Origin of the sequence: Micromonospora sp. WMMA1947, from assembly GCF_027497355.1 — a bacterium.
Classification (GTDB): domain Bacteria; phylum Actinomycetota; class Actinomycetes; order Mycobacteriales; family Micromonosporaceae; genus Micromonospora.
In genome coordinates this window covers 2,278,571-2,301,352 of the sequence record NZ_CP114909.1, presented here as the reverse complement: position 1 = coordinate 2,301,352, position 22,782 = coordinate 2,278,571, and the positions used below count along the sequence as shown (strand labels likewise).

Below are 22,782 nucleotides of genomic sequence, written 5' to 3'. Positions count from 1 at the left end.
GAGCGCGTGACGCGGCACCCCTGACGTGCGCATTGGAACAGGTGTACGATCGGTCATCCGGGTCATCGGAGGTCCACTCTTCGCGGCTTGTCGCAAAGGTGGCCGGGCCGTACGCTTTGGAATTGCCCAGCATCGAGATGGCGAAGCCTGGAGGGAGGGCCGAAGCGGGAAGAATCCCCCCAAAACTCACCACTCTGCGTGGTGGGTGACGGACTCAGCGTTGACGGCGCTGTCTCTGACGAGCACCATCCCGCCAGGCTTGCCTACTTGCACCAACGCGGCGCCGCCGGCCGCGACCTTGGGGAGGTTTCCAGTGATCGCCATCGAGCTCATGGCTACGGCGTCCAGTGCCGTCGACCACGCGCTCCACACCCTGGCGTCGACTCCACTCGCCGAGCCGGCCCCGAAGGGCATCGACACCGACAACGTCGTCACCTTCTTCGCCAGCAAGATCGCGCCGATCCTGCTCGCGGTCCTCGGCGTGATCTTCATCGGCCGTGCCAGCCGTGGTGAGATCTCGAAGGTGCTGACCAGCTCGGCCATCGCCATCATCGGCCTGGCCTTCATCGCCGGTGCGGCCACACTCTTCTTCGTCGGCGACTACCTGATCAACCTGATCTTCGAGTAGGGCGTTGGGCGACGATGCGGCTGCGCACCGACGACGACATCTACCGGGCACGCCTCGTCTATCTGGGGCCGCCCGGGTACACCCTTCCCGTCCACCTGCCGTACGCCCAGTACGGCCTGTTCATGCTGCTCGTACCCCTCTACATGTTCATCCACTGGTTGTTCACGCTCCAGGTCGAACTGTTCCCCGCCTGGGAGATCTCGCTGGCGATCGTGACGACCTCGTTCATCTTCCGGTACGTCGACCCGGACCGGCCCGCGCGCATGGTGATCCGGACCGCGCTGACCGACTGGCGACGCACCCGGGAACCGGCCACCGAGCAGCGGGACCCGCGGCTCGTCGCGAGCCGGATCAGGATCCGGGAGGAACTGGCATGACCGGGCGTACGACAACCGTGCAGACGAACGACGCGGGTGAGGCGGTCGCATGAGTCGCTCTTCCACGCCGGGTTCCCCGGCCGGGCGCCCGGCCGGGCCCAACGGTAACCGTGCGCGATCGTTCGACTACCCACCGGACGAGGATCTGGACGAAGTCGTCCTCGACAGCGCGCTCGTGACCAGCCCCGGGCACAGCCGCGTCGGCGTCTTCCAGCCGCCGCGACCGATCACCCCGCGCGAGCCGGTACGCCCCGACGGCGACATCGACTCGCCCTTCCTCGACCTGTTCGGCGGCGCGCAGCCCCGGCGGCGACCCGCCGCCACGCCGCCCCCGCCGGTCGAGCCGGTGGTGGCGCCGCCGCGCCGCGGCGTCGGCCGCGAGCCCCTGCCGATCCCGCACCAGCCCGCCGTGCCGATCGAGCCGGCACCCCGGCCCCAACCGGACCCACCGGTCCGCGAGCAGGCCCCAGGGGTACGCGCGGTCGGCCGTCCCCGGCCCGAGCCCGCACCGCTGCCGGTCGAGCCGGCCCTGCCCGACCCGCCGGCCGCGCTCGCCCCGCCGCCGCCCTCCCGGAGCCGGGTGCCGCAGCAGGCCGGCGACCGGCTGCCCGCGGTCCGTCCCCCGGCCGAGCCCGAGCCGGTGCTTCCGCCGCCACCACCGATCCCCGCACCCGTACCCGCTCCCGCCGACCACCGGGAACCGGATGTCACTCCCGCGGAGCCGATCGCGACCGGCGCGGCACCGTCCCGTGAGGTCGGCCGCGCCACCCAGCGCGAGGTGGCGCCGCCCCGGCAGCGCACGCCGGAGCGCCGCAACCGGCCGACCAAGCCGGTCCGGGTCCGCGCCCCGAAGATCAAGTTCGGCGACCGGGACCCGTCGGTCGAGCTGGCCATCACCGAGATCGCCGGCCACCTCACCTTCACCCCGAACACGGTCACCGCCTGGTACTGGCTGCCCGAGGTGCGGTGGGCGTTCCGGCCCGACGCCGAACGGGAAGCGCTGCTCTCGGCGATCTCCGAGCAGTACGCCGGACTGGCCGGGTTCCGGCTGCACCTGCGCCGCACCACCCGGCCCTTCCCGGCCGACGAGTGGGCCCGCACCATCGACGCGCACACCGCCGCCCCGCTGCCCGACGTGCCGGGCACCACCGGCTGGGCCGATCACCTGGTCGCCGCCCAGCGGCACCTGATGGCGGTCAACCACGCCGAGGGCCAGACGTACCTCGGTGTCACGTTCGCCCGCCGGTCGCTCGGCGACTCGCTCACCGAGCGCCTGCTGCGCACGTTCGGCCGGGGCACCGCCGACGGCGAGCGGCGCCGGCTGAGCCGTACCGTCGAGCAGTTCGACGAGGTCCTCGGTGCGTTCGGCATGCGCGGGCGGCGGGTCACCGCGCCCGAACTGGAATGGCTGCTCTACCGCTCGGTGGCGCTGTGCATGGCGCCGCCCGGCGTCCTGTCCCCGATCACGAACGGCCGGTGGGAACGCGGCGACCTGCTGGCCCTCACCGAGCAGGTCGAGCGCTACCGCACCCCGTACGGCTCGACCGTGAAGCTGGTCAACCGGATGACCGGCGAGGAGCGCCACGTCGCCGTGCTCGCGGTCGGCCGGATGGAGCCGCTGGAGATCCCCGAGCGGCACGAGCCCTGGCTGCACTTCCACGAGCGGCTGCCGTGGCCGATGGAGCTGTCCACCCGGGTCGACATCCTCGGCCCCAACGACTCGTTCCGGAACCTCGAACACCGGCTCCGGATGATCCGCTCCCAGCAGCTCGACTACGCCGAGCACGGCATCGACGCGCCGCCGGAGCTGGAACGACTGGCCAAGCGCGCGCTGGTGATCGGCGACGAGATGACCACCGGTCTGCCCGTCGACTCGGCCCGGGCACACGGCTGGCACCGGATCGCGGTCGGCGGCCGTACCCGGGAGGAGTGCCTGGAACGGGCCCGGCGGCTCATCCAGCTCTACTCCCGGGAGCTGCGGATCTCGCTCCAGCACCCGAAGAACCAGGACTGGCTGGCCCGCGAGTTCATCCCCGGCGAGCCCATCGCCAACACCGGCTACGTCCGGCGCATGCCCGTCAACCTGCTCGCCGCCGCGCTGCCGCAGGCCGCGTCCACAGTCGGTGACCGGCGCGGCGACCTGATCGGGCGTACCGCCGGCACCTGCCGCCGGCCGGTCTTCCTCGACCTGCACTTCCCGATGGAGGTACGCGAGCGCTCCGGCCTCGCCGTCTTCGTCGCCGAGCCCGGCGGTGGCAAGTCGACGCTGCTCGGCGCGCTCGGCTACCTGGCCGCGCGGCGCGGCGTGCAGGTGACACTGCTCGACCCGTCCGGGCCGCTGGCCCGGCTCTGCGCCATGCCCGAGCTGGCCCCGTACTCCCGGGTGCTCAACCTGACCGGCTCGGAACAGGGCACGCTGGCGCCGTACGCGCTGATCCCGACGCCGCTGCGCAGCGAGTTCGGCGCCGGTGCGCCGGGCGACCGGGAGTTCGAGATCGCCGTGTCGAACGCCCGCGCCGAGCGCCGGATGCTGGTGCAGGACATCTGCATGATGCTGGTGCCGCCGCAGGTGGCCCGGGAGGCGTCCACCGCCACGCTGTTCCGGCACGCCGTACGCCAGGTGCCCGCCGAGGAGACCTCCACGCTCGACGACGTGGTGACCTGTCTCCAGGGGCTCGACGACGACGCCGGCCGCGAGCTGGCCCACCTGCTGCTCGACACCGCCGAGATGCCGCTGGCCATGCTCTTCTTCGGCCGGCCGCCGGAAGGGCTGCTCGGCGCCGACGCCGCGCTCACCGTCATCACCATGGCCGGCCTGCGGCTCCCCGACCTCAAGATCGAGCGGGAGTACTGGTCGGCCGAGGAGGCGCTCGCGCTGCCGATGCTGCACACCGCGCACCGGCTCGCCGTACGCCGCTGCTACGGCGGCTCGATGTCCTCCCGGAAACTCGTCGGCCTCGACGAGGCGCACTTCATGGAGGGCTGGCGGTCCGGGCGCTCGTTCCTGGTCCGGCTCGCCCGCGACTCCCGCAAGTGGAACCTCGCCGCGCTCGTCGCCTCGCAGAACCCGAAGGACATCCTCGGCCTCGACGTGCAGAACCTCGTCTCCACCGTCTTCGTCGGCCGGATCGCCGAGGACAGCGAGATCGCCTCCGAGGCGCTGCGCCTGCTGCGGGTGCCCGTCGACGACGGGTACGAAGCGACACTCGCCTCGCTCTCCCAGGCGGACAGCGGATCGGCCAACCGGCTCGGCTTCCGCGAGTTCGTCATGCGCGACGTCGACGGGCGCGTGCAGAAGGTCCGGGTCGACGTGTCGTACGTCGACGGGCTGCTGGAGCACCTGGACACCACCCCCGCCGCGGTCGCCCAGGCCGCCGGGATACTGCCGACCGTCCTGGCTGATCTGGAGGCGTGACATGGCGAGGGCCCGGGCACGGATTGCGGCGCTCCTCCTCGCGCTCGGCGTACTCGCCGGGGCCACGATCTCCTGGCCGGTGATCGGGGCGGCCACACCCGCGTACGCCGCCGCGCCGGTCACCCAGGCGCGCGCCGAGCTGTGCACCACCAAGGAGTGGCAGGCCGACTTCCGGTCCTGCGTCGGCAAGCTCAAGGCGGTCAGCGAGGACCAGGTCGAGTGCCGCAACGCACCGGTGCCCGCCGCGCCGGACTCGGGCTTGGCCGGCTGGTTCGCGTCCCGGCCCGACTCCGCGAAGGAGCCCGGCCCGAAGGGCCTCTACAGCGACTACGGGTACGCCGGATACAGCTACAACACGTACGACGTCGACGGCGGCTGCGCCTCCTCGGTGCTGCATCCGGACTACCGGTTCACCACAATGGTCGCCAACGGCGAGTTCATGTTCGCCAACGCCGTGATCGGCGCCTCGAACGCGCTGCGCGAGCGCGCCTGGGATCCGCGGACGATGTGGAGCTGGGCCGACCCGCTGGTGGAGCAGGCCACGAAGGCCGTCTACCAGAAGGTGTTCAGCGTCTTCGGCATCATCACCGTCTGCGTGGTCGGCCTCTACCTGCTCTGGCGGTCCCGCCAGTCGGACATGAGCAACGCGATGACCACCGCGGGCTGGGCGCTGCTGGTGATGGTGGCGGTGACCGCGCTGGCCGCCTGGCCGGTGAAGTCCGCGAACATCGCCGACAACACGCTGATCACCACGCTGGGCGTGGTACACGACGCGGTCGGCCCCTCCTCCAAGACCGTGCCGCCGGACAAGTGCGCGCTGCCGAACCCGAGCGCCTGCGTCGACAAGCGGCCACCCGCCGTCCGTGCCAGTGACACGGCGACCGAGACGATGCTCTACCGGAACTGGCTGCGCGGTGTGCTCGGCTCGGCGGACAGCGAGACCGCGAAGAAGTACGGCCCCGCCCTGTACGACGCCAAGTCCCTGACGTGGGGCGAGGCGGAAGCCATCCGGTCCAAGCCCGCCACTCGCGACGTCGTCATCAAGGCCAAGCAGCAGCAGTGGGCCAAGGTCGCCGAACAGATCAAGACCGAGGACCCGGAGGCGTACGAGTACCTCCAGGGCACCCGGGACATGGATCGGATCGGCGCCGGGTTCATCGCGGTGCTGGCCTCGGTGCTGTTCGCCATGTTCGACCTCACCGCGTCACTGCTGGTGCTGCTCGGCTTCCTGATCTTCCGGTGGGCGGTGATCGCCGCACCGATCCTCGGCACCGTCGGCCTGATGCGCCCGGCCAGCGCCGGCCTCCGGCGGCTGGCGAACGCGGTGGTCGCCGCGGTCTTCAACATCGCCATCTTCGGCACCGGCGCGGCCATCTACCTCTTCGCCGTCGACCTGATCATGAACACCGCCACGCTGCCCGGCTGGCTCCAGGTGGTCCTGGTCTGGCTCTGCGGGGTGGTCGGCTGGTTGCTGCTGCGGCCGTACCGCCGGATCACCCAGCTCGGCGGGAAGGACAGCAGCGAGGCGGTCAGCTCGGCCGGCTCCTGGCACCGCCGGTTCTTCCGGGACATGCGGATCGCCGCCCGGCTGGACGTGGCCGAGCCCGGCGGCACCAACGAACCGGCGATCGGCAAGCGCCGCGCCGTCACGGCCGACCAGCGCAGGCTCCGGCCGGAGGCTCGGCACGAGGACCCGGCGCACAGCGCCACACCCGCCGACCGGGAGCGGCCGGACGGGCGGGAACGGCCGGCGGAGGTGCCCACACCCGAGCGGCCGGGTGGGAGTCCCGCCGTCACGCCCCGGCCCCGGCGCGCGCCGTCGACCTGGACCGAGCCGGACGTGCCGGAGGAGTCGCCCTCCTACGCCGTCTACCGGCCGGACTCGGCGGGCCGCGGCACCGCCCCGGCCCGGCCGGCGCCGCGCATCCGCTCCGAGGCTCGGTGAGTCCGGTGCGACGCGCGCTGGAATTCCTCTTCACCCGGGTCCTCCGGTCCCGGATCGGCGTCGCCCTGATGATCGCCGTGCTGGTCTTCGGGGTGATCGGCGCGGCCCGTCTCGTCGCCGGACCCGGCGATCCGGGCCTCGGCCTGACCAGCCGACCCACCCAGCCGATCAGCACCGCGGACCCGGAGGCCGGTGACGACGGCGTGCTGGCCAGTCCGCCGACCGCAGTCGCGCCGAAGACCCGGCCGGGCGAGGACACGCCGGAGCAGGTCGCCGGACGGTTCACCGCCGCATGGCTGAGCGGGCCGGGCAGCAGCGGCGACGCCTGGCAGGCCCGCCTGCGACCGCTCTCCACCCCGGCGCTGGCCGAGAAGATGACCGGCGCCGACCCGGAGACCGTGCCCGCACGGAGGACCACAGGCGCTCCGACGCTCCGGCCCCGTACCGAGTCCTTCGTGGAGGCGGTGGTTCCGCTGGACAACGGCACACTCCGGCTCGAGCTCGTCGCGCCGGACGGGCCCTGGCTGGTGGACGCGATCGACTGGGAGCGGTCGTGACCGCCGGCCCGGCCGTCGCCGGGCAGGTCCGCCGGAAGCTGCGCCTGGGCGTGGTCGCCACCGCCGTCACGAGCGTGCTCGCCCTGCTTTGCTGTGTCGGCGGCGCCGGTGCCTTCCTCCTCACCGAACTGGGCGGCGACGAGGACGACCCGAAGCTCGCGGCCCTGAACTGCGACCCGGCCTACCAGGTGAACCTGACCGGCGACATGCCGCGCTTCGCCGAGTACGGCGAGCGTCAGCTGCGCAACGCCGCGGTCATCATCAAGGTCGGCCAGGACATGAAGCTCCCCGCTCGCGGCTGGGTGATCGCGCTGGCCACCGCGATGCAGGAATCAGCGCTGCGCAACCTCGCCAACAGCACCGTCCCGGCGTCGCTCGCGCTCCCCCACGAGGGCGTGGGCGCCGACCACGACTCGCTCGGTCTGTTCCAGCAGCGGCCCGGATGGGGCAGCGTCGAGCAGCGGATGACGCCCTCGTACGCGGCCCGCAAGTTCTACCAGAAGATGGAGAAGGTGCCGAACTGGCAGCAGCGTCCGCTCACGGTGGTCGCCCAGAAGGTCCAGGTCAGCGCCTACCCCGACGCCTACGCCAAGCACGAGGAGCTGGCCGGGCGCATCGTCGACGCGCTCGCCGGCGGCGCCGCCCGGACCGTGGAGATCGCCGGCAAGGCGGTGTGCGACGCCGCGGCCGGAGACCGGATCGCCGCCTCCGGCTGGACCGCGCCGCTGCCCGGCGGCGTGGTCTCCGGCTTCCGCACCACCGCCCGTCCCAGCCACCACGGCGTGGACCTGGCCGCCGACAAGGGCACCCCGATCCACGCCGCCTCGGCGGGCCGGGTGCTGGTGGCCCGCTGCGACCCCGACCGCTCCGGTCGGCGCGACTGCGACCGGGACGGGTGGCCGGACAAGGGTGGCTGCGGGTGGTTCGTGGACATCCTGCACGCCGGCGGGTTCATCACCCGCTACTGCCACATGGTCGAAAGACCGAGGGTGGTGCCGGGCCAATCGGTCGCGGCGGGCGAGGTCATCGGGCTCTCCGGCAGCAGCGGCAACTCGTCCGGCCCGCACCTGCACTTCGAGGTGCACCGCAACGGCGACCGGTCCAGCAACGGCGCGGACAACCCGGTGCCCTTCATGCGCAAGCGGGGCGCGCCCCTCGGCGAGACCGGGTAAGGCCGGGCGGATGAGCAATCCCCTCCCCGACCCCTTCGCGGACCGGCCGGACTGGGCGCCGCTGCCGCCGAGGCCGGTGGAGACCGTGCCCGCCACGGGCGGGACCGACCTGCGCGGCCGCCGCGTGCTCGTCGGTCTGCCCGGCCTCGGCTGGCGCGGCGACCTGCGGGCCGACGAGCGGGTGGTGCAGGGCAGCCGCACCTACGTGCCGGTGATCCCGGAACACGAGTGGTACCGGGCCGAGGCCGAGCAGGTCGAGGTCTTCGCCCCGCTGGTGCCCGTGGAACGGGTCTGGGTGGAGACCATCGGCGAGCGACGCACGCCGACCGGGGCGACCGCCCCGGGACTGCGGCTGGTCTCGCTGGACGTGCCGGAACGACGGCCGCCCACCCCGGTCTTCGAGGCCGACGCGGTGACCGGGCGGCGCGTGGTGCACGTGGACAACGGCGTGGAACGGCGCGACCTGCGTGCCGTCACCGAGACCTACTCCGGCGCGGACGGCGACATCTGCGTGCGGGTGGCCCCGGAGCTGGAGTGGTACCGGTGGGCCTGGCGCGGCCAGGCACCGACCACGTTGGAGGTGCCGGTGCACCTGCTCTGGCTGGAGTAGCCGCGTCAAGCAGCACGTTGGGCCGAGCAGACGCCCCAGCCGTCTTGGTTCCTCGTCTCAAAAACCCAAGTCTGGCGATCACTTTGGCGAATCTCATCCACAACCGCTGACATCACCAGATCCACCCGCACCTGAGCTTCATTCCCCGCCTGCTCGACGCTGAGGTTCTCCCAACTCACAGAGATCGTCGTGTTGAACCGTTCCTCGCGTGCCACGAGGTCATCGCGGAGGGATCGCAGGTCATCGAGGTCGACGTCGTTGCGGCACTCGAACTCCGCAGCCTTGACGTCGTTGCGCTGGTCGACTGAGTACTGAATGAAACTCGCGACGACAACCTCGGGAGAGCCTCGGTCGGGGGCGGTTGCGCGGTCGTACAGCACGAACCCGACCACTCCGCCGACAGTGCACAGCAGCGCCACCACCCCCGCGACGACAGCGAGCACAGTGCGCACCGGGCGCTTGGGGCGTACCGGGGCGGGAGCGGGGGCGGGGGGCGCCAACTGCTCCGGCGGGGTTCGCTGCGCCGGTACTCGGGACACCTGGGAACCGGCGGGGGGCTGCACTGATTCCACCTCCTGAGGCTATCGGCTGCGCCTCGCGTACCCAATGCCTGGAAGCGGCGGATCGTGGCGAACCGCCGGGCGGACGCCGCCCGGCGGCGGGGTGAGGCTGCTCACCGCCGGCCAGCTCACCGCGCCGACCGACATCCCGGTGCACAGCCGCCGCCTGGGTTACGGTCACTCCTCGGGGAGGACATGTCGGCCTCGGAAAGAGAGGTGGACGCGGTGGCGACTCCGAAGGCGCGCGCCGGTCGGGCCGCCGCGCTGCACCGCCGGGCCGAGGCCGCCGCGACGGCGGCGGCGGGCATCCTCGACGAGATCCGGCCCGCGCCGGCCGACCACCATCGGCAGTACGAGCTGGCCGAGCGCCTGCGGGCGGCGGCGGAGCTGGCGGCGCCCGGCTGGGCCGGCGCGCCACTGGACGCGCTGACCGCGACGACTCCACCGGGTGACGGTCTGCCGCCGCTGGTCCGGGTCGGCACCGCGTCGCCGCTCGACGACGCCCGCTTCCCCGCGCTGGTGCCGTTGCTCGGCAGCGGTCATCTGTGCCTCGACGCCGACGCCTCGGACGCCCGGGTGGCCGGGCTTCTCCGCGCGCTGCTGCTGCGGGTGTTCGCCGCGACGCCGGCGGGCGCGCTGCTGGCCCGCGGCGTCGACGGCGGTTCCGGTACGACGCTCGCCGGGTACGCACCGCTCGCCGACGCCGGCCTGCTGCCCCCGCCCGCCACCGACCTCGCCGGGATGCGGGCGGTGCTGGCCGAGGCGGAGCAGTGGGTGGCCGCCGGAACGGCCCGCCAGCGTGGGCACGACCGGACGCTGCTGCTCGTGGTTGCCGCGCTGCCGGACGGTACGAGCACCGCCGACCTGGACCGGCTCGCCGGACTGGCCGAGGGCGGGCCACGCGCCGGGCTGCATCTGGTGCTCGCCGGCTGGCCGGACGGCATCCCGTTGCCGCACGCCACAGCGGTCACTGTCCGCACCGCGTACGCGCTGGTCGGCGACCCGCCCGGGGCCGGCTTCAGCAGTCCCGGCGCGGAGCCGCCGGGCGGGTTGAACTCGCCGGTGTTCCTCGACGACGATCCGCCCGCCGACCTGGTCGCGGCGGTGTGCGCGCGGCTGGCCCGGCAGATCGAGGACGGCTCCCGCCTCTCCCTGCGTGACCTGCTGCCGGCGGACGGTTTCTGGACGGCCGGCTCGGCCGACGGCCTGAGCACCACAGTGGGTGACGCCGCGGGGCGCCCGGTCAGCCTCGGCTTCACCGAGCTGACGCCGCACTGGCTGGTCAGCGGCCGGGGCCAGGCGGGCCGGTCGGCGTTCCTGACCGACGCGTTGTTCGGGCTCGCCGCCCGGTACGGCCCGGACGACCTGGCGCTCTACCTGGCCGACCTGGCCGACGGCGAGTCCTTCGTGGAGTTCCTCCAGACCGAACGGGACCGCTCCTGGGTGCCGCAGGTACGCGCCGCCGGGATGGCTGCCGACCGGGAGTACGTGGCCGACCTGTTCGGTGAGCTGGAGGCGGAGCTGCGCCGCCGCGAGGACGCGTCCCGGCGGGCCGGCGGGCAGCGCTACACCGAGCTGCGCCAGCACCAGCCGCTGCCCCGGATCGTCTGCGTGGTCGACAACTTCCCGCTGGCGTTGCGCGAGCGGGACCGGCTCGCCGCCGACCTGCTGGCCCGGCTGGACGCGCTCGCCCGCGCCGGCCGGTCGTACGGGATCCACCTGGTGCTGGCCGGCGAGGGTGACCTGGGCATAGGCGGTCCGCGTGACCCGCTGCTCGGCCAGTTCCCGGTGCGGGTGGCGCTGCCCGGCGGCTCGGCGGTGCTGGAACCGGCGAACGACTCGGCGGCCGGCCTGCCGGTGGGCAGCGCGGTGGTGAACACGGCGGGTGGCCTGGGCGGCCCGCGCGGCGCGACCCGGGGACACGAGCGGATGATCCGCTTCCCCGACCCGTACGAGGATCCGGAGGTCCTGGCCGGCCTGCGACGACGGCTCTGGGAGGCGCGGGGCGAGTCGGTGACACCGCCGGTGGTCTTCGCCGGGTACGCGCGCCCGCTGCTCACAAACGATCCCCGGCACCGGGCCGCCCTGGCCGGCCGGGCCCACGCGCCCGCCGCGTTGCTGGGCCGGGCGGTGGACGTACGGCGGTCCACGGTGACGGTGCCGCTGGGGCCGGGCGCGGGACGGAACCTGGCAGTCCTGGGCCGGGACGAGGAGGCCGAGCGCCTGCTGGTCACGGCGGTGCGCAGCGCGGCGGCGGCGCAACCGGGCGCGGCCCGGTTCGTGCTGGCGCCCCTGGCGAACGGGTCGGCCGAGCCGGCCGGGGTACTCGCCGCCGAGTTGTCCGGGCGCCACCGGGTGGAGACCGTCGACGCGGCCGGCCTGCGGGCCGCCATGGAGTCGGACGAGCCGGGTTACCTGGTGGTGTTCGGGCTGGACGTGCCGGACGCCGGCGAGCTGCCGCCCGACCTGCTGCGGACGCTGCTGCTGGAGGGCCCGCCGGCCGGCCGGCACCTGCTCGGCTGGTGGCGGACACCGGCGCCGCTCGCCGGGCTGCTCGGCCCGGAGGGCGAGGTGGACAAGCTCACCGCCGTGGCGGTCACCGACGTGCCGGGCGGCCGGTTGGAGCAGCTGTTCGACCGTCCGGTCTGGTGGCGGCCCCGGCCGGGTCGCGCGATGCTGTGGGACGGCCCGGACGAGCAGGGCACCGTCTTCGTACCGTTCGGCACCGCGGTCACGGCGAGCGCGTCGATCGAGCCGGACCCGCAGGCGGCGGGCCGCACCGGGGAGGGGGGCGCATGAGCGAGACCGGCACGTCCGTACCGGGACCCCGCTCGGGTGGCCCGACCACTGTGGCGGACCCCGCCGAGTCGGCCTGGGCGGAGTACGTCGCGGCAGCGCGGGCGCTCGACGGCGTACGCCGGGCGGCGGCGACCGCCGCCGGGGAGCAGGCGCGGTCGGTGGCCGCGGCCCGCGAGGAACTGACAGCGGTACGGGAACGGCTGGCGCCGCAGCAGTCCCGGCTGCGTGAGCTGGGCGTACCGGCGATGTCGCTGGTCCCGACACCGCCGGAGGTGACCGAGGCGGCCCGGTCGATGGCGGGTGGGCCGTCGGCGGTGCTGGCGGCGCTGCGCGCGGCCGGGGACTGGGCGGACGCGGCGGACGACACGTTGAGCGCGCGCGGCCTGCCGCGGCTGGCCCGGTGGCCGGCCCGTCCGCGCAACCTGCTCGTGTACGGGCCGCTGGCGCTCGTGGTGCCGCTGCTCCAGCTCGTGCTGTACGCGGTCGCCGGTCCGGGGCCGGTCACGGTGCTGGCCCTGCTCGTGGGGCTGCCGCTGCCGGCCGTGGCGTTCATGCTGGGCTGGCTCGCGGTGGGGCGCGTCTTCCGCCCGCGTCCGACCGATCGGGTGGACCGGACGCCCCGCTTCGGCGCGCTGGTCTGCCTGGTCCCGGCGGTGCTCACCGCCGCCGGGCTGCTGCTGGCCATGCTGCCGGACTGACGACGGCCGCGTCTCCCGGGCGGGAGGACGCGGCCGTCGGTGGTGGTCGGGGTCAGCGGGCCATGATCAGTGCCATCGCCTCGGCCCGCGACTTGGCGTCGTTCTGGAGGCCGCCGCGCACGGCGGACGTGATGGTCTTCGCGCCGGACTTCTGGATGCCGCGCATCGCCATGCACATGTGCTCGCACTCCAGCACGACGATCACGCCGCGCGGGGCGAGGCTGGACATCAGCAGGTCGGCGATCTGCGAGGTGAGCCGCTCCTGCACCTGCGGCCGGCGGGCGAACACCTCGACCAGCCGGGCCAGCTTCGACAGGCCGGTGATCCGGCCGTCCGGGCCGGGGATGTAGCCGATGTGCGCGCTGCCCCGGAACGGCAGCAGGTGATGCTCGCAGAGGCTCATCACGTCGATGTCCCGCACGAGCACCAGTTCCTCGTGGTTGGCCTCGAACGTGGTGCGGAGCACCTGCGCCGGGTCGACCCGCAGGCCGGCGAAGAGTTCGGCGTACGCGCGGGCCACCCGGGCCGGCGTCTGCTGGAGGCCGTCACGGTCCGGGTCCTCGCCGACCGCGATGAGGATCTCGCGGACCGCCTTCTCGATCCGGGCGAGGTCGACCGTGTCCTCCACCGGGCCCCCGGTGAGCTTGCCGCTGATCAGACGCGCGGCCACGTAGTCGAGCGCGTCGTCCCCGTCGGGCTCGGTCGCGGAGACGGCCGACTCCCTGTGCGGGGAGCCGGCCGTCGTCGGATCGCTGTTCAGTGCGTACCGTCCGAGTTGTTGCTGGAACCACCGATGGAGGCGGCGGCGTCGGCGCGGGCCTGTGCGGCCAGCGCTTCCTTCTCGGCCGGGGTGAGCACCGGCGGCTCGGTGGAGGGCTGACGCTTGCCGAAGCCGTGGTACGGGGCCATCGGCGGGCGCTTGACCACCCGGGCGCAGATGCGAGCCATGTCGGCGGTGGAGAGGGTTTCCTTCTCCATCAGCTCCAGGACCATGGTGTCCAGGACGTCCCGGTATTCCACCAGGATCTCCCAGGCCTCGTCGTGGGCCAGCTCGATCAGCGCGCGCATCTCGCCGTCGATCTCGGCCGCCACCGCGTCGGAGTAGTCCCGCTCGTGGCCCATGTTGCGGCCGAGGAACGGCTCGTCGCCGCTGGTGCCGTACTTGATCGCACCGAGCTTGGAGCTCATGCCGTACTGCGTGATCATCGCGCGGGCCAGCTGGGTGGCCTTCTCGATGTCGTTGCCGGCGCCGGTGGTCGGCTCGTGGAAGACCAGTTCCTCGGCCGCCCGGCCACCCAGCGCGTACGCCAGGGTGTCGATCATCTCGGCCCGCGTCTGGGTGTACTTGTCCTCCGTCGGGAGGACGAGCGTGTGACCCAGCGAGCGGCCCCGGGACAGGATTGTCACCTTGTGCACCGGCGCGGCGTGCGGCAGCGCCCAGGCGACCAGCGCGTGCCCACCCTCGTGGTACGCGGTGATCTTCTTCTCCTGGTCGCTCATCACCCGGGTCCGGCGCTGCGGGCCGGCGATCACCCGGTCGATCGACTCCTCCAGGGAGTCGTTGGTGATCGCCCGCTGCTCCTTACGGGCGGTGAGCAGCGCGGCCTCGTTGATCACGTTGGCCAGGTCGGCGCCGCTGAAGCCGGGGGTACGCCGGGCGACCGCGTCGAGGTCGACGTCGGGCGTGAACGGCTTGCCCTTGGCGTGCACCCGCAGGATGGCCTTGCGGCCCTCCATGTCGGGGGCGTCGACCGGGATCTGCCTGTCGAACCGGCCCGGGCGCAGCAGCGCCGGGTCGAGGATGTCCGGCCGGTTGGTGGCGGCGATCAGGATGACGCCGCCCTTGGTGTCGAAGCCGTCCATCTCGACCAGCAGCTGGTTGAGCGTCTGCTCCCGCTCGTCGTGACCGCCGCCCATGCCGGCGCCGCGGTGGCGGCCGACGGCGTCGATCTCGTCGACGAAGACGATCGCCGGGGCGTTCGACTTGGCCTGCTCGAACAGGTCGCGGACGCGGCTCGCGCCGACACCGACGAACATCTCGACGAAGTCGGAGCCGGAGATGGAGTAGAAGGGCACCCCGGCCTCGCCGGCGACCGCGCGGGCCAGCAGCGTCTTACCGGTACCGGGCGGGCCGAACAGCAGCACGCCCTTCGGGATCTTGGCGCCCAGGGCCTGGTACTTCGCCGGGTTCTGCAGGAAGTCCTTGATCTCGTGCAGTTCCTCGACGGCCTCTTCGGCACCCGCGACGTCCGCGAAGGTGGTCTTCGGCGTGTCCTTGGTGATCATCTTCGCCTTGGACTTGCCGAAGTTGAGCACCCGGGAGCCGCCGCCCTGCATCTGCGACATGAAGAACAGCAGCAGGAGCACGAGCAGCGCGATGGGAAGCAGGTTGACCAGCAGGCTGACCCAGATGCTGTCCGACGACACCTTGGTGTCGACCGGGCCGGTGATGCGGTCCGCCGCCTCGGCCTCGCGTACCTGGTTCCAGACCTGGCCGCCGACCTCGTACGGGAACTGCGCCTCGATCTTGTCAGTGGTGGTGTCGCCGTCGAACTTGGCCTTGTCCTTCAGGTCGAGCTGGAGCGTCTGCTCCTTGTCCTGGAAGACGACCTTCTCGATGCCACCCTTGTTGAGCTGGTCGAGCGCGACGGACGTGTCCACCCGGTGGTAGCTGGGACCAGCGGTGAACAGTTGACTGAGCACAACGGCGCCGAGGATGACCAGGATGATCCAGACCACCGGTCGGCGGAAGAAACGCGTACGTTCCATGCTGTAGTCGGGTGCCGAGGCGCCCGCATCCTCCTGATCGACGTCCTGACCGTCTGAATGGTGTCGCCGCCTTGAGCGGCGGCCGGGGCCGCCGTGCGGGCCGGCCCGACCCCCGGGGCACGCAAACTGCCGCACCACGGTCATTCGACGGTACACCGTGCGCGCGAGGAGTGAGCTTGCGAGCCCCGCAGTCGCGCACATTCGGAACCTCGGCGCGCGCGATGCGTGAGCTTGCCAGCCCGGCACTTACGCGTAGGGCGAACCCGGGTTTGAGCCGGCGTGGCGGGGAGCTCCCACCCGGCCCGCCCACACCGCACGGTCACGCGGTTCGAGGGGCCGGGCGTGGAGGGTGCCTCCACGTCACCGGTCCCTACCGTAGACCGGAAGGCTGAGAGCCCGCTGAACGTCAGCTGACGAAGGGCTCGGCAACGTCAGGCCCGCGCGTACACCTCGGGCTTGAGCACCCCGACGTAGGGCACCTCGCGGTACCGCTCACCGAAGTCGAGCCCGTAGCCCACGACGAACTCGGTCGGGATGTCGAACCCGACGTACTTGACCGGGACCTGCACCTTGACCGCGTCCGGCTTGCGGAACAGCGCCACCACCTCGACGCTCGCCGCGGAGCGCGACTCGAGGTAGCGCAGCAGCCAGGACAGCGTCAGGCCGGAGTCGACGATGTCCTCGACAACCACCACGTGGCGGCCGGCGATGTCCCGGTCCAGGTCCTTGAGGATGCGGACCACGCCGGACGAGGTGGTGCCCTGGCCGTAGGACGAGACGGCCATGAACTCCAGCTCGGCGGGCGGGCCCTGGCGGCCCAGCGCGCGGGCGAAGTCGGCCATGAACATGACCGCTCCCTTGAGCACACACACGAGCAGCAGGCCGTCCTCGACGTGGGCGTAGTCCGCCGAGACCTGCTTGGCCAGCTCCGCGGTCTTGTCGCGGATCTGCGCCTCCGAGATGATCACGTGGTCGATGTCGGCGTCGTACCAGGAGCCGTCAGCCATGCTCCTAGCCTGCCGTACGCCCCCACGCCGCCGTCGGCGGGGCCGCCCCTTTTGGCGCGGTCCCGCCGGGGATTTTCGGCGCGAACTGAATAAATCACCTCAGCAGGTACGGGAGCGCCAGCGCTGCCCGTCGTCACTCGGCTTCCAGTCGGCCGAGTCGCGGGTGTCGGCGGTGAGCCCGAAGGCGCTGGCACCGACGAGGAGGAGCAGGAAGAGCAGGAGCAGCAGAACGGTCATGGCGGCGCTCACTTTCGCGTGGTCGAGACTGTTTTCGCCGCCGGTGCGCACCGGACACCATTGATTCTGCGGGCCACCGACCGATGCGGACAGTGGCAGGAAAGTCATCGGGCATCGATTTACTGCCACCTGTCGGGTTACCCTCGTCACATGCTCCGTACGGTCGCCGTCATCGCCATGGACGAGGTCGCCGCGTTTGAACTCGGCGTGCTCGCCGAGGTCTTCGGCACCGACCGCACCGCCGACGGCTTCCCCGAATACCGGTTCGACGTGTGCACCGCCGACGGCAGCGCGGTCCGCAGCCGGTCCGGGTTCCTGCTCACCCCCACCGCCGACCTCGGCCCGGTCGGGGACGCCGACCTGGTGGCGGTACCCGCGCACGCCGACGGCACCCCGGTACCCGAACCGGTGCTCGCCGCCCTGCGCCGCGCCGCCGACCGGGGCGCCTGGCTGCTCAGCGTCTGCGCCGGCGCGTTCGTCCTCGGCGAGGCGGGCGTCCTCGACGGGCGGGACTGCACCACCCACTGGCGGTACACCGACGAACTGCAGCGGCGCTTCCCGGCCGCCCGGGTCCAGTGCGACTCGCTCTACGTACAGGACGACCGGCTGCTCACCAGCGCCGGGACCGCCGCCGGCATCGACGCCTGCCTGCATCTGGTACGCCAGGAGCACGGCTCCGCGGTGGCGACCCGGCTGGCCCGCCGGATGGTGGTTCCGCCGCACCGCGACGGCGGGCAGTCGCAGTACGTCGAGGCGCCGATCCCCAAGGCGCCCGAGGCCGCCACCCTGGAACCGGTGCTGGAGTGGCTGATGGGGCACCTGCGCCGGCCGCTGACAGTGGACGAGCTTGCCGCGCGCGCCGGGATGGCCCCGCGGACGTTCGCGCGCCGGTTCCGCGCCGAGACCGGCACCACCCCGCACGACTGGCTGACCAACCAGCGGGTGCTGCTGGCCCGGCAGCTGCTGGAGGACACCACGCTGAGCGTGGAGGGCGTCGCCGAGCAGGCCGGCTTCGGCGACGCGGCGGCGCTGCGACACCACTTCACCCGCCGGGTCGGCACCACCCCCCTGGCCTACCGCACCACTTTCCGAGACCGCCAGACCCCCCACCCCCGGCCCGCCCCGGGCGATCATGAAGTTGACCGCGATTTTCGTCCGTTTCCTCCCCGCCAACCTCATGATCACCGCTCCCGGGTGGGCCCGCTCCCCGCGCCGCACCCGTGATCAAGGGGTTTGTGGGCTGCCGGCGGTGTGAAGTGGACACAAAGTCCTTGATCACCGCCGGGTCGGGCGGGGTGGGCGAGGCGGGGCGGGAGTGGTGGCATCAGGGCGTGGTTGATGCCGCCACCTCCCCGACGTGGCGGCGCGAACCGGTTGGATCACCGGTCAGGGGGTCAGGTGGTTGGCGCGACGGCTCACCTGGTGGCCGCCGGGCAGATGCACCGGGCCCTGTCCGTGCCAGGCCGTGACCAGGGCGTCCAGCGCTGCCACGTGACTGTGGGACAGCGCGGCCGGCGCCGCGCCCAGCTCGCGGGCCCAGGCGTGCAGCACCCGGGTACGCACGGCGGCCGGCAACCCGGCGAGCCCGGCGACGCAGAGCCCGCCGCCATCGGCCCGGACGTCGGCGAGCGCGGCGTCGGCGAGCGCGTCGAGCGCGGCGTTGTCGGCGGCGAGCAGTCCGGCGGTACGCGCGAGGTTGGCCACCACCCCCGGCCCCAGCGCCTCGACGAGTGCGGGCAGCGCGTCGGCCCGGACCCGGGCGCGGGCGTACGCCGGATCGGCGTTGTGCGGGTCCGCCCACGGGTCGAGTCCGAGCGCGGCGCAGGCGGCCCGGGTGTCGGCGCGTGGGACCTCGAGCAGCGGACGCAGCAGGGGCACCCCGTCAACGTCGCGCCGTTCCGGCATTCCGGACAGCCCGCGCGGTCCGGCACCTCGGGCCAGCGCCAGCAGGACGGTCTCGGCCTGGTCGTCGCGCGTGTGCCCGAGCAGCACCCCGGCTGCGTCGTACCGGTGGGCGGCCGCGATCAGCGCCTCGTACCGGGCCTCGCGGGCGGCCGCCTCGGGGCCGCCGGGCCGGCCGTCCACCCGTACCGGAAGCACCTCGACCGGGTCGAGCCCTTCGGCACGGGCCCAACCGGCGACCGCCTCGGCCCGGTCGGCGGACCCGGGTTGCAGGCCGTGGTCGACTGTCACCAGGCCGGCCGGGCGCCCGAGCCGGGGTGCCACGAACGCGGCGGCGGCGGCGAGCGCGAGCGAGTCGGCACCGCCGGAGCAGGCCACCAGCACCGGGCCGCCGCCGGGCAGGCCGGGCAGCATCCGGCGGACGGCGAGCCGCACGGCGGCGACGGCGGGAGCGGGCGACGGCGAGCGACGCGACCGAGCGCCGGAATCAGCCGGGCCGACGGGACCGCCCCGCACGACCGAACCAGCCGGATCAGCCGACGGGCGGGGTGGCACCGGCGGGCCCGTGTACGCGGGACACCCAGGCATCCGGGTCGCCCAGCTCGTCCAGGCGGGGCAGCGTCAGCGGGGACGAGAAGATCTTGTTGAAGCCCGTCATCCCCACCCGGTCGACCACGCCGTGCACGAACTTGCGGCCCTCGGCGTACTGGCGCATCTTGACCTCGATGCCGAGCAGCCGGCGGATGGCCTTCTCCAGCGGGTTGCCGGACTCGCGGCGGCGGTTGAACGCCGCCCGGATCGACTCGACGCTGGGGATGACCTGCGGGCCGACGCCGTCCATCACGAACTCGGCGTGGCCCTCGAGCAGCGTCATGAGCGCGGTCAGCCGGTCCAGCACGGCGCGCTGGGCCGGGGTCTGCACGATGTCCAGCACGCTGGCCCGGCTCTCCGGGTCCTTGACCGCGTCGGAGAGCGTGGCGACGCCGCGGCGGAGCCGCTCCAGCAGGTGCTCGCCACCCTGGGAGGCGTCCACGAACGCCTGCACCTCGCCGAGGAAGTACGCGCGCATCCACGGCACGGCGGTGAACTGGGTGCGGTGGGTGACCTCGTGCAGGCACACCCAGAGCCGGAAGTCACGCGAGTCGGCTCCGAGCTTCCGCTCGACCTCGAGGATGTTCGGCGCCACCAGCAGCAGCTGGCCGGGGTCGCCGGCGAAGACCTCGTACTGGCCGAGCACGCGGCCGGAGAGGTACGCCAGCACGGTGCCGGCCTGCACACCGGTGACCCGCGAGCCGATCGCCTCGGTGAGCGCGCCGGGCCGCTTGTCGCCGGAGAGACGCTCGACCAGCGGGGAGACCACCTCACGCAGCCCGGCGATGTTCGCCGCCGCCCAGTCCCGGCGGTCGACCACGCGTACCGGCGGGTGGGCGACCTGCGCACGCAGGCCGGTGTAGTCGGCGACGTGACCCGCCGCCTCGTCGGTCAGCCGGCGCAGGTCGCCGACCACGTCGGTGGCCTCGGCGTACGACACCCGAGGGCCCGACTTGCTCAGCGCCCCCGCTGTCGCGGCGGCCAGATCCCAGTCCACGAACTGCGCCATGAACCCACCGTACCCGCGCCGGAACACCCCTACCCGGGCTCGCGCCGACCGATCGACGGTCGTCGGTCAGCGGCAGCCGCACCCGGCCAGCGCGGAGCTGATCCGGTCCAGCGCCGCCCGGGTGTCGTCCAGCGAGCCCTGCGTCCGGTCGGTGAGCACGGCGAACGTGAGCAGCCGTCCGTCGGCGGTGGTCACCGTGCCGGCGATCGCGTTGACGCCGCTCAGCGTGCCGGTCTTGGCCCGGACGACGCCCGCTCCGGCGCGGGTCGCCGCCGCCCGGTAGCGCTCGTCGAGCGTGCCGGACCAGCCGCCGACCGGCAGGCCGCCGAAGATCGCCGCGAGTTCGGGGTGGCTGCCGTTGCCGGCGAGCGTGATCAGGTCGGTGAGCAGCGAAGGGCTGATCCGGTTGGTGCGGGACAGCCCGCTGCCGTCGGCCAGGCTGATCTCACCGGCCGGCAGGCCCAGCTCGCCGAGGACCTGGTCGGTGGCCGCCGCGCCGCCGGCGAACGAGCCGGGCTTGCCCTTGGCGAGCGCCACCTGGCGGGCCATCGCCTCGGCGATCACGTTGTCGCTGTCGCTGATCATGATGTCGACCAGCCGGATCATCGGCAGGGACTCGACCTTCCCCAGCTCGGCGCCGGGGGCCGTACCCGAGGCGCCGGACGCGGCCGGCGCCGTGCCCCGGGTGACCTGGGCGGCGCCGCCGGTCAGGCCGAGCAGCTTGGCGAACTGCCGGCCGGCGGTCAGGTCGGGCTGCGGCACCCGCTCGGCGGCGTGGTTCGTCTCCTCGGCGGTGCGCCGCGCCTCCGCCGGGTCCTTGCGGGCGCCGTCGGTCATCAGCGCGGTGATCGCCGCGCCGAAGCCGCCGGTGGGGATGTCGGAGTCCCAGCCGGGCTCGAAGACGGGGCCGCTGAACAGCGAAGAGTCGACGATCACCTTGGTCGGGGCGGTGCCGCCGAGCGCGTCGCGCACCTGCGCGGCGAGGTCGTCCAGCCGGGCCGCGCCGGGGTAGAAGCCGTTCTTGTCCACGGCGAGCGTGGGGTCACCGCCGCCGACCAGGACCACCTCGCCCGGGTTCGCTCCGGCCACCGCCCGGGTCGGGATCCGGTGGGCCGGGCCCCGGGCGGCGAGCACCGCCACGCCGGTCGCCAGCTTCGTCACCGAGGCGGGCACGGTGGGGGTGTCCTGGCCGCTGCCGTAGAGCGCCTGGCCGGTGCTCACGTCGGCCACCGACACGTGCACCCGGTCACCGAGCGCGGCAGCGCGGACCAGCGGGTCCAGGGCGGCGCGGATGCCGGCCTCGGTGGGCAGCGGGGCGTTGCCGTCCGGCCCGGCCAACACGGCCTGCGGGGAGGGCTCGGGCGGCGCGGCGACCGCCGTACCCGTACCGTCGTCGTCGCCCAGCCAGCCGGCGACCGGGCCGGGACGCAGCACGGCGAGCCCGGCCACCGCCAGGGCCAGCACGAGCACGCAGGCGAGCGCGGCGACCAGCCGTCGGCCGCGTCGCGGCCGGCCCGGGGGCGGCGCGGCGCCGGCCGGTGGCACCGGCGGGCTGACCGGGATCGGGGCCGTCAGGTCGTGCGGCGGGCGGGCCGAGCCGCTCGCCGGACCGGAGCCGTGGTGCGGTGCGGCGGAGCCGTGGTGCGGCGGGCCGACGCGGGCGGACCCGGTGGCCGGAGAGGGACGATGAGGCACGTTCGCCCCCGGGACGGACACCCGTCCGGTGGCCCCGCCGGAACCGGAACCCGCGGACCCGCGCCCGTCAACCCTGTCGGGGCGGTAGTGTGAATCTTCCCTCCCCACGGCCCCCTCCTCCCCGCTCGAAATCGCCTTGGGCGACACTACTTCGGTCCGAACACTATGCGGCGGCCGGAGCCGACGGGGGGCGTTCACCCCGCGCCGGGGGTGAGCCGCTGGTTTCCGTTAGCCAGCGTGGGCAAACGAGGGAGCGTGGAAGATGGATTTCGACGTCACGGTTGAGATCCCCAAGGGTCACCGCAACAAGTACGAGGTAGACCACGCGACCGGCCGCATCCGGCTGGACCGCACCCTCTTCACCTCCACGCAGTACCCGGCCGACTACGGGTTCATCGAGGGCACCCTGGGTGAGGACGGCGACCCGCTGGACGCGCTGGTGCTGGTGCCCGAGCCGACGTTCCCGGGCTGCCTGATCCGCTGCCGCACCATCGGCATGTTCCGGATGACCGACGAGAAGGGCGGCGACGACAAGGTCCTCTGCGTGCCCTACGAGGACCCGCGTCAGGAGCACCTGCGCGACATCCACCACCTGGGCGAGTTCGACCGGCTGGAGATCCAGCACTTCTTCGAGGTCTACAAGGACCTGGAGCCGGGCAAGTCGGTCGAGGGCGCGACCTGGGTCGGCCGGGTCGAGGCCGAGGCGGAGATCGCCGCCTCGTACCGGCGTGCCAAGGAGGCCGAGGAGCGCGGCGAGACGCTGCACTGACGCTGACACCTGCCGGGGGCCCGGGTCGCGCTTCGCGACCCG

18 protein-coding genes and 1 pseudogene are annotated in these 22,782 nt (G+C 73.4%); 11 read left to right on the top strand and 8 right to left on the bottom strand.

What is annotated here, in order from left to right; translation table 11 throughout:
- Nucleotides 1–313: 313 nt before the first annotated feature.
- The 7 genes from O7604_RS11080 to O7604_RS11050 are packed head-to-tail and all read left to right on the top strand — an operon-like array spanning nucleotide 314 to nucleotide 8,704.
- The gene (locus tag O7604_RS11080) at nucleotides 314–628 is read left to right on the top strand and encodes a hypothetical protein (RefSeq protein ID WP_013288976.1); all 315 of its coding nucleotides are present in this window, start codon (nucleotides 314–316) and stop codon (nucleotides 626–628) included.
- Nucleotides 629–642: 14 nt separating this feature from the next.
- A complete protein-coding gene (locus tag O7604_RS11075; protein ID WP_013288977.1) occupies nucleotides 643–1,005 on the top strand; it encodes a hypothetical protein in 363 nt (120 codons plus the stop codon).
- 49 nt (nucleotides 1,006–1,054) lie between these two features.
- Nucleotides 1,055–4,420, top strand: a complete 3,366-nt coding sequence (locus O7604_RS11070; RefSeq protein WP_281579568.1) for an ATP-binding protein — start codon at nucleotides 1,055–1,057, stop codon at nucleotides 4,418–4,420.
- A 1-nt stretch (nucleotide 4,421) separates the two neighbouring features.
- Complete coding sequence (locus O7604_RS11065; RefSeq protein WP_281579567.1) at nucleotides 4,422–6,365, top strand: MFS transporter; 1,944 nt, start codon at nucleotides 4,422–4,424, stop codon at nucleotides 6,363–6,365.
- Nucleotides 6,362–6,922, top strand: coding sequence for a hypothetical protein (locus O7604_RS11060; RefSeq protein WP_281579566.1), 561 nt, complete (start codon nucleotides 6,362–6,364; stop codon nucleotides 6,920–6,922). Before O7604_RS11065 ends, O7604_RS11060 begins: the two co-directional genes overlap by 4 nt.
- Nucleotides 6,919–8,094, top strand: coding sequence for a M23 family metallopeptidase (locus O7604_RS11055; protein ID WP_281579565.1), 1,176 nt, complete (start codon nucleotides 6,919–6,921; stop codon nucleotides 8,092–8,094). The genes O7604_RS11060 and O7604_RS11055 overlap by 4 nt, the downstream gene beginning before the upstream one ends.
- Before the next feature lie 10 nt (nucleotides 8,095–8,104).
- Nucleotides 8,105–8,704: a hypothetical protein gene (locus O7604_RS11050; protein WP_269703643.1), complete on the top strand. Its 600-nt coding sequence runs from the start codon at nucleotides 8,105–8,107 to the stop codon at nucleotides 8,702–8,704.
- A gap of 5 nt (nucleotides 8,705–8,709) precedes the next feature.
- On the opposite strand, the gene O7604_RS11045 is transcribed toward O7604_RS11050, so the two are convergent.
- Nucleotides 8,710–9,267 (bottom strand): hypothetical protein, encoded by a 558-nt coding sequence (locus O7604_RS11045; protein ID WP_281579948.1) that lies wholly within the window; start codon nucleotides 9,265–9,267, stop codon nucleotides 8,710–8,712.
- Between the two features lie 213 nt (nucleotides 9,268–9,480).
- On the opposite strand from O7604_RS11045, the gene O7604_RS11040 reads away from it, so the two are divergent.
- Nucleotides 9,481–12,063, top strand: a complete 2,583-nt coding sequence (locus O7604_RS11040; protein ID WP_281579947.1) for an FtsK/SpoIIIE domain-containing protein — start codon at nucleotides 9,481–9,483, stop codon at nucleotides 12,061–12,063.
- Nucleotides 12,060–12,761, top strand: a complete 702-nt coding sequence (locus tag O7604_RS11035; RefSeq protein WP_281579564.1) for a hypothetical protein — start codon at nucleotides 12,060–12,062, stop codon at nucleotides 12,759–12,761. Before O7604_RS11040 ends, O7604_RS11035 begins: the two co-directional genes overlap by 4 nt.
- 52 nt (nucleotides 12,762–12,813) lie before the next feature.
- On the opposite strand, the gene folE is transcribed toward O7604_RS11035, so the two are convergent.
- From folE to O7604_RS11015, 4 genes are all read right to left on the bottom strand, one after another.
- Nucleotides 12,814–13,431 carry a GTP cyclohydrolase I FolE gene (gene folE / locus O7604_RS11030; RefSeq protein ID WP_121683718.1) on the bottom strand — a complete coding sequence of 206 codons (618 nt, stop codon included), beginning with the start codon at nucleotides 13,429–13,431 and terminating at the stop codon, nucleotides 12,814–12,816.
- Between the two features lie 86 nt (nucleotides 13,432–13,517).
- Nucleotides 13,518–15,530 (bottom strand): ATP-dependent zinc metalloprotease FtsH, encoded by a 2,013-nt coding sequence (gene ftsH / locus O7604_RS11025; protein ID WP_269703640.1) that lies wholly within the window; start codon nucleotides 15,528–15,530, stop codon nucleotides 13,518–13,520.
- 431 nt (nucleotides 15,531–15,961) lie between these two features.
- A complete protein-coding gene (gene hpt / locus O7604_RS11020; RefSeq protein ID WP_013288988.1) occupies nucleotides 15,962–16,537 on the bottom strand; it encodes a hypoxanthine phosphoribosyltransferase in 576 nt (191 codons plus the stop codon).
- Between the two features lie 99 nt (nucleotides 16,538–16,636).
- Nucleotides 16,637–16,774, bottom strand: coding sequence for a hypothetical protein (locus O7604_RS11015; RefSeq protein ID WP_281579563.1), 138 nt, complete (start codon nucleotides 16,772–16,774; stop codon nucleotides 16,637–16,639).
- 150 nt (nucleotides 16,775–16,924) lie between these two features.
- Between O7604_RS11015 and O7604_RS11010 the strand changes: the two are divergent.
- A pseudogene (locus O7604_RS11010) lies at nucleotides 16,925–17,881 on the top strand (helix-turn-helix domain-containing protein); the annotation flags it as partial.
- Nucleotides 17,882–18,160: 279 nt separating this feature from the next.
- Here O7604_RS11010 and tilS read toward each other — a convergent pair.
- The 3 genes from tilS to dacB all read right to left on the bottom strand — a co-directional run bounded on the left by tilS (nucleotide 18,161) and on the right by dacB (nucleotide 21,821).
- Nucleotides 18,161–19,090, bottom strand: a complete 930-nt coding sequence (gene tilS / locus O7604_RS11005; protein WP_281579946.1) for a tRNA lysidine(34) synthetase TilS — start codon at nucleotides 19,088–19,090, stop codon at nucleotides 18,161–18,163.
- A 118-nt stretch (nucleotides 19,091–19,208) separates the two neighbouring features.
- Complete coding sequence (locus O7604_RS11000) at nucleotides 19,209–20,276, bottom strand: zinc-dependent metalloprotease (RefSeq protein WP_281579562.1); 1,068 nt, start codon at nucleotides 20,274–20,276, stop codon at nucleotides 19,209–19,211.
- 66 nt (nucleotides 20,277–20,342) lie between these two features.
- On the bottom strand, nucleotides 20,343–21,821 hold the full coding sequence (gene dacB, locus O7604_RS10995; RefSeq protein WP_281579945.1) for a D-alanyl-D-alanine carboxypeptidase/D-alanyl-D-alanine-endopeptidase: 1,479 nt from the start codon (nucleotides 21,819–21,821) through the stop codon (nucleotides 20,343–20,345).
- A gap of 412 nt (nucleotides 21,822–22,233) precedes the next feature.
- Here dacB and O7604_RS10990 point away from each other — a divergent pair, with 412 nt between their 5' ends.
- On the top strand, nucleotides 22,234–22,740 hold the full coding sequence (locus O7604_RS10990) for an inorganic diphosphatase (protein ID WP_013288994.1): 507 nt from the start codon (nucleotides 22,234–22,236) through the stop codon (nucleotides 22,738–22,740).
- Nucleotides 22,741–22,782 lie beyond the last annotated feature (42 nt).

Excerpts from the sequence above, each read along its gene's own strand:
- O7604_RS11075 (WP_013288977.1), top strand. The coding sequence starts at position 643 with ATGCGGCTGCGCACCGACGACGACATCTACCGGGCACGCCTCGTCTAT.
- O7604_RS11070 (WP_281579568.1), top strand. The coding sequence starts at position 1,055 with ATGAGTCGCTCTTCCACGCCGGGTTCCCCGGCCGGGCGCCCGGCCGGG.
- O7604_RS11065 (WP_281579567.1), top strand. The coding sequence starts at position 4,422 with ATGGCGAGGGCCCGGGCACGGATTGCGGCGCTCCTCCTCGCGCTCGGC.
- O7604_RS11050 (WP_269703643.1), top strand. The coding sequence starts at position 8,105 with ATGAGCAATCCCCTCCCCGACCCCTTCGCGGACCGGCCGGACTGGGCG.
- O7604_RS11035 (WP_281579564.1), top strand. The coding sequence starts at position 12,060 with ATGAGCGAGACCGGCACGTCCGTACCGGGACCCCGCTCGGGTGGCCCG.
- ftsH (WP_269703640.1), bottom strand. The coding sequence starts at position 15,530 with ATGGAACGTACGCGTTTCTTCCGCCGACCGGTGGTCTGGATCATCCTG.
- hpt (WP_013288988.1), bottom strand. The coding sequence starts at position 16,537 with ATGGCTGACGGCTCCTGGTACGACGCCGACATCGACCACGTGATCATC.
- O7604_RS11015 (WP_281579563.1), bottom strand. The coding sequence starts at position 16,774 with ATGACCGTTCTGCTGCTCCTGCTCTTCCTGCTCCTCCTCGTCGGTGCC.
- tilS (WP_281579946.1), bottom strand. The coding sequence starts at position 19,090 with ATGCTGCCCGGCCTGCCCGGCGGCGGCCCGGTGCTGGTGGCCTGCTCC.
- O7604_RS11000 (WP_281579562.1), bottom strand. The coding sequence starts at position 20,276 with ATGGCGCAGTTCGTGGACTGGGATCTGGCCGCCGCGACAGCGGGGGCG.
- O7604_RS10990 (WP_013288994.1), top strand. The coding sequence starts at position 22,234 with ATGGATTTCGACGTCACGGTTGAGATCCCCAAGGGTCACCGCAACAAG.